Raw genomic sequence first — 4,858 nt, 5'->3', positions numbered from 1 at the left:
GTTATATGGCGATGATCTTGATGTGCTAGCGCAAAAAGTAGATGAGATGGTCAAAATCATCCGGACTGTTCCAGGTGCGGGGGATGTAAACCCCGAAAGGACTTCCGGTCTGCCTCAAATTACCGTGCGCTATAACCGCGAAAAAATTGCCCAATACGGTGTGAATATTGAGCAATTGAATCAATATGTAAGCTCGGCATTTGCTGGTGGTGTGACCGGAGTGATTTTTGAAGGAGAGAAACGCTTTGAAATGGTCATACGTTTTGATGAAGCCCACCAGAAAAGTATTGAAAATCTACGCGCCCTTTTTGTCGATCTGCCTGACGGCACCCAGGTTCCGCTCAAGGAAGTCGCTGATATTTACTATGCCCCAGGTCCGATGCAAATATCCCGTGACAATACGTCCCGAAGGACTTATGTCGGTGTGAACACCAGAGGACGTGATGTAGAGTCGGTGGTGAGGGATATTCAGAAGAAACTGGATGCTGAACTAGATTTGCCACCCGGCTATTACATTACATACGGTGGAGAGTTTGAAAATCTGCAAAAAGCTAAGAGCCGGTTAGCCATTGTGGTGCCAATTGTACTGTGTCTAATTTTCGTATTGCTTTATTTTGCCTTGAAGTCGGTTTCCCAAGCAATCATGATTTATACAGCCATTCCTTTGGCGGCAATAGGCGGTGTATTCGCCCTTTGGCTACGAGATATGCCCTTTAGTATTTCAGCTGGGATTGGTTTTATTGTGCTATTTGGCATTGCCGTACTTGATGGATTAGTCTTAATAAATCGATTCAACACGTTAAAAGAAGAAGGGATAACCTGTATCAAGGAACGAATCCTTACTGGAACCAAAGAAAGAATCAGACCTATTTTACTGACTGACGCGACCGACATTTTCGGGTTCTTACCGATGGCATTATCCATATCGGCAGGCGCTGAAGTACAACGCCCATTGGCTACTGTCGTCATTGGTGGTTTATTCACTGCTACCCTACTTACCCTTGTGGTGCTCCCGGTACTTTATGCTTTTGTGGAGAGCCGAAGTAATAACAAGAAAAGCCTTAAGCGCCCCAATAAAAACACAAACACAAACACAAACACAAACACAAACACAAACACAAACACAAACACATTGCTTGTATTAATTGTATGCGGCGGGCTGGCGGGTGTTCTACTTGGCGCTACCTCTACGGTGAAAGCGCAATCACCACCGATAGACAACCTACAAACGATTACTTTGGAGCAAGCCAGGGAGCGGGCTGTCACAAATTATCCAAGGATACAATCAGCTAAACTAGAAATAGAAAGCCAAGAGGCCCTGAAGAAAACCGCTTGGGATCTTGGCAGAACCTCGTTCTTCGCCGGAAAAGAAGAAGCAGGCAATGGTTCAAGTGGTATTCAATCACAAGGTATTCAGCAACGACAAATCGATGTATTTGGTATTGTTCCTAGGTTACGGCTGCAAAAAGAGCAGGTTACACTGGCAGAGAATAGGCTTAACCTGTCTATGATTGAAATAGAGCGTGAAGTAAGCCGCGCCTGGGCGATGGCATATGCCGCTAAAAATAATTATCAGGTTTACAAGCGATTGAGTTCTATTTTTGCGGATATTGAACGCGCTGCTCGCATACGGCTTGAAGTAGGCGCAACTTCCAAGCTGGAATACCTGGCGACATCAAATCAGGGCAACCAAGTACAGATACAACAAGAACAGGCTTATCGCGACTACTTGAGTTCGCTTCAACAATTGAATCTATGGTTTGTCGACGATACCTTGTTCACCGTGCCAGATATTCCTGTGGATCAGCTTGATGATCCACTAAACTTCGTTGCGGATTCTCTGGATAGTCATCCTGCACTTAATGTATCCAAACAGCAGGTCAACGTAGCGGATGCTGCCATCAAAGAGAGACGTGCACAATTTTTACCCAAATTTAGTTTGCAGTATAGCCAGCAAGAAATTGCAGGTCAGTCGGGGTTTTATCAGTTTCAGGCAGGTATTCAGATACCTTTGTTTTTTGGCCCGGAACTGGGTAGAGCGCAATCGGCGAAAATCCAACGCACAATTGCCACCCAAAATCTGCAACAGACCCAAATGGAGCTAAACGCGGCTTATCAGAATATACGTGAACAGTATTTTAAGTGGATGAACTCGTGGCAATACTATCGGGATACGGCGCTTCCTATGGCCAGGGAGCAGCAAACCGGCGCAGTTTTTGCCTATGAGGAAGGTGCCATAGACTATGTAACGTTTTTACAAAACATGAGAGAAGCGATACGAATTGAAGTCGACTCATGGAACGCCTTTGGCAATTATTTGAGCAGTCGCTATCAGCTTGAATACTTCTTAAAAACATCGAACTAATACGAAGTCCAAACAGATAAAGAGTAAATGACAATGAAAAAACACTTCCTGTACCTACTTGCCCTGTTATTAGCATTATTTTTCTATACCGGTTGTAGCGACAAATTAACTGACAACAGTGATTTAGAAGAAGATAAAAATCAAGAACACAAAAAAGAGGATGCCCACAAAGGGCACGCTCACGAGGGACATAACCACAAAGCACAAACTCATGAAGAAAATAATCATGGTGGGCATAATCATGGGAAACATGAGGAAGAAGGACTGGGTGCTGTACATCTATCAGCGTTAAAGTTTAATAGCCTCGGCATCAAGGTGGATACTTTACCCACGCGTTCTTTTTCAGGTGCAGTAGATGTCAATGGCAGGTTGGCAGTGTTTCCCCAGCATAAAGCCATAGTTACGGCTATTTTAGGGGCCAATGTAACGGCCATTAAAGTAATAGAAGGGGAGAAAGTAAAAAAAGGTCAAGTCCTGGCTTACCTTTCACACCCTAATCTAACGAACCTCCAAACCGCTTACATAAGAACCTATAACCAAATGCAATATCTGGAGAAAGAATTCGAGCGTCAAAAAAGACTTTATGATGAAGGAGTAAGCTCAGGAAAGATTTACCAACAAACGCAAGCCGATTATCGGTCTATTAAAGGTGAAGTAAAAGGTTTTGAAGCACAACTAAAGCAATTAAGCATTAATGTGAGAAAAATTAGAGACGGAAACATCTACCAGACTGTACCGGTGGTAAGCCCTATTGACGGCAATATTAAAAAAGTTTTGGTACAGATAGGTCAGTTTGTAAATGCACAGGCAGAAATACTCAGGATTATAAATATTGATCATGTACATGTCGATTTGATGGTTTTCGAAAAAGATGTATATAAGGTAAGAGAAGGTCAAAAGGTATCATTTACAGTGGAATCGGTTCCGGGTAAAACTTTATCTGCCAGAATTTTTTCAGTGGGAAAAAACTTTGAACTAAACCCTAGAATAGTTCACGTACATGCTGAGATCGATCAAAAAGAATTCTTTCTTATTCCAGGGATGTATATCAATGGAAAAGTTTACACGGAAAGTATGTCAGTAATAGCACTGCCAGAAGAAGCTATTATCGCAGAGGAAGGTAAGTCTTACATTTTTATGGCCAAAGCACACCAAGAAGATGGAAAAACGGAGTGGGAATTTACCTCTGTAGAAGTCTCCACGAGCGCCTCTCATGAAGGATGGATGGAGATAAATCTGTTGGAGCCGCTGCCTAAAGACGTCCAGGTGGCCTGGAACAATGCTTATTACTTGATCTCGGAAATGAAGAAAGGCGAAACGTCACACGAGCATTAAGAAAGTTGCAGATTGGCTTTATTGTCCCTGATCGGTTTTTAACCCAGATTGTTTGAAAGTTTAAGAATAACGCTAAATATGGAGTAGACCCCTTACTCACATTCCGATCACTGCTCTAATAGCCTGTCAATGTTGTCGACTGCAAAGCGATTATCAAACTTGGACCTACGTTTAGTATCGACCTCGGATTGAGATTGCTCGGTAAATTTGGCAGTGAACTGACTCGCGAGTATAGACATCTCTTTTAAACCAATTATCGCTGACTGCATCGAGCTGGTGTAATTCACGATCAATAATTGTATGTACTTCATTTTTGCCCTTAAGAGTTGACCTCTGGAAAGAGATTGAATGAAAGATAAGCATATAAAATTTCTTGTTAACCCAAAAGATTTAAGCACGATTATCTTGAGTGCGACATTATGTCGCATTGTCATAGTCGCAACTAGATGAAATAATATTTGCAGTTTTCAAAAAGAGATCTTCGCTGCATTAATATTGAATAAATTTTGGCACGATCTGCAACAGCACGAAATTGGCGACATATTTGACAGAGCATTAATTCTTTTGTGCATGAAAAACGTATGGTATGAATAGATATCTCACTATCAATTCCGTAGCAATTTTTCTATTTGTCAGTTTATTGACAAACGGCCTTGCTTCGGCATTTCATGGCGAAGTATTTATGCATGAACTTGGTCACAACCATCAACACACACACTCAACAGAAAAAACAGCACATGCAGAACATTCATATAACGAATTTTCTGATGAGAAGAATTTAAATCATTCAGTACACGTATGCTTTAGTACCGTATATCACCCCCTTCTCTTTGCAGAACTGCCGCTAATGCCCACTGTAGCTGGTAAAGAGATCCTATCTGAATCTATAACTTTCCAAATTATAAAATCTATTCCAGATTCGCCGTTTCGTCCTCCTCGAAGTATCTTTCCTAGTTAGAACAATAGACTAGACTGCTTGAATTGCCAGCATTCAATATAGGAATGTTTGGGCTATCCGTAATTGTCAGCTCAGAGCAGACATGATGGATACGTTCGCCATGCATTCTAGTTTTGATCGTTCTCCGCAGCTAGTGCAACAAAGGTGACAAGTTTGATCAAAGTGGTTTTACCTCGCTAAAAACTACAATGGTCAGACTA

General features: G+C 41.9%; 2 protein-coding genes. Both read left to right on the top strand.

What is annotated here, in order from left to right:
• Nucleotides 1-2,365: efflux RND transporter permease subunit (locus tag Q0241_RS09305; RefSeq protein ID WP_299376478.1), on the top strand; the 2,365-nt coding region annotated here is incomplete at its 5' end.
• Between the two features lie 33 nt (nucleotides 2,366-2,398).
• On the top strand, nucleotides 2,399-3,700 hold the full coding sequence (locus tag Q0241_RS09300; protein WP_299376476.1) for an efflux RND transporter periplasmic adaptor subunit: 1,302 nt from the start codon (nucleotides 2,399-2,401) through the stop codon (nucleotides 3,698-3,700).
• The last annotated feature ends 1,158 nt before the right edge of the window (nucleotides 3,701-4,858 follow it).

Origin of the sequence: uncultured Kiloniella sp., from assembly GCF_937128705.1 — a bacterium.
In the GTDB taxonomy this organism is placed as follows: Bacteria; Pseudomonadota; Alphaproteobacteria; order Kiloniellales; family Kiloniellaceae; genus Kiloniella.
Note: the sequence above shows the minus strand (reverse complement) of the source record. Positions and strands in the feature narration are given on the sequence as shown.

Bases quoted from the DNA above. Each gene is read 5' to 3' on its own strand.
- Q0241_RS09300 (WP_299376476.1), top strand. From the start codon at position 2,399: ATGAAAAAACACTTCCTGTACCTACTTGCCCTGTTATTAGCATTATTT.